At 32.4% G+C, this 1,725-nt stretch carries 2 protein-coding genes; both read left to right on the top strand.

Features of this window, described 5'->3' with window-relative positions; genetic code table 11:
• Nucleotides 1-67 precede the first annotated feature (67 nt).
• A complete protein-coding gene (locus tag KPL55_RS25585; protein ID WP_216309569.1) occupies nucleotides 68-751 on the top strand; it encodes a helix-turn-helix domain-containing protein in 684 nt (227 codons plus the stop codon).
• Nucleotides 691-1,644 carry an IS3 family transposase gene (locus KPL55_RS25580; RefSeq protein ID WP_216309570.1) on the top strand — a complete coding sequence of 318 codons (954 nt, stop codon included), beginning with the start codon at nucleotides 691-693 and terminating at the stop codon, nucleotides 1,642-1,644. The genes KPL55_RS25585 and KPL55_RS25580 overlap by 61 nt, the downstream gene beginning before the upstream one ends.
• Nucleotides 1,645-1,725: the final 81 nt, after the last annotated feature.

The raw sequence follows: 1,725 nt of genomic DNA, 5'->3' as shown, positions 1-1,725 counted from the left end.
TGATATGCTCCCCTTATGGTAGACAGTTAAATAATAAAACTGTTTGCTATAAGGAGGGCTATTTTTTATGGGAAGAAAATCAATTATCTCAGATCAACAAAAAATTAAGGCTGTAACATCCTATTTAAATGGAAAAGCCAGTGTGTTAAGTTTATGCAATAAACTTCAAGTGCATAAGAGTTCTTTTCGAAAATGGGTAATACGATATAAATCAGAAGGTGAAGCTGGATTAAAGCATTCTTCTAAGAATACACCTTATGTTGCTGAAACCAAGATTAATATTGTAAGGGAATACCTTGATGGACTTGGCTCACTGAATGATTTATGCATTAAGTATCATATTTCTTCAAATACAGTTTTATGCAAATGGATAAAGAAGTATAATGGTCATGAAAATATAAAATCTTCTGGATCAGGAGGGGAAAATATCATGACCAAAGGACGCAAAACTTCTTATAATGAACGCATTGATATCATAAAATACTGTATTGAAAACAATAACGATTATAATAAAACTGTTCAAAAATATGAGGTATCTTATCCGCAGATTTATTCCTGGATGAAGAAGTATGAACAGTTTGGTATCGAAGGGCTTGTGGACCGACGTGGAAAGCCAAAGGATGAAGAGTTAATGACAGAATCTGAAAAGTTAAAAGCTCAATACAAGCTTTTAGAAGCACAAAATAGAAGATTACGGATGGAGAATGCTCTTATAAAAAAAATCCAAGAGATAGAAAGAAGGCGGTATTAAGTGAAGTTAGATACGAAGATACTTATCTTGCAATCCAAGAATTATCTAACAAAGATAAATTTCCTATAACTGAGTTGTGCATAATAGGCTGCGTTAGCCATTCTGCATATTATAAATGGCTACACAGAGAAAAAAGCAATCGAGAATTGGAAAACGAAAAATTATTAAAGCTTATTTGCGAGTTATACGAGGAAAATGACGGTATATTAGGCTATCGCCAGATGACAATTAAGATCCGCAGGGAATATAATAAAACAGTTAATTATAAACGAATTTATCGTCTTATGCAGATAATAGGATTAAAATCCGTATGCAGAAAGAAAAGATATAATTATATTAAGTCAACTCCTGAAGTTACTGCAGAAAATATTTTGCATAGAAATTTCAAAGCAGAACAAATCAATGAAAAATGGCTTACAGATGTAACCGAGTTTAAATATGGGAGAAGTAGCCAAAAGGCTTATCTAAGTGCAATATTTGATTTAGGTGATAGAAGTATTGTTTCATATGTCATTGCTCATTCTAATAATAATCAATTGGTTTATGAAACCTTTGATCTTGCTGTTAAAGTATTTCCTGATGCTAAACCAATATTTCATAGTGACCGAGGTTTCCAGTATACTTCAAAAATATTTAAAGAGAAACTAAATAAAGCTGGAATGACACAGAGCATGTCAAGGGTCGGGCGTTGCATTGATAATGGACCAATGGAAGGTTTTTGGGGAATATTAAAAACGGAGATGTATTATCTTCATAAATTTGAAGACTATGAAAGCTTAAAGAAAGCTACTGAGAACTATATAGAATATTATAATAATAGACGTTATCAAAAACGTTTAAAGTGCATGACACCAATAGAATATCAGCGATATCTATTAGGCAATGCATCATAAACAAAGCGCCTATCAAATGATAGACGCCTTACTTGAAATCTTTAATTATTTCCACTGTCTACTTGACGGGGGGCAGTTCAT

The organism is Clostridium lacusfryxellense (genome assembly GCF_018861735.1).
In the GTDB taxonomy this organism is placed as follows: Bacteria; Bacillota; Clostridia; order Clostridiales; family Clostridiaceae; genus Clostridium_AD; species Clostridium_AD lacusfryxellense.
This window is presented reverse-complemented; position numbering and strand designations above follow the sequence as displayed.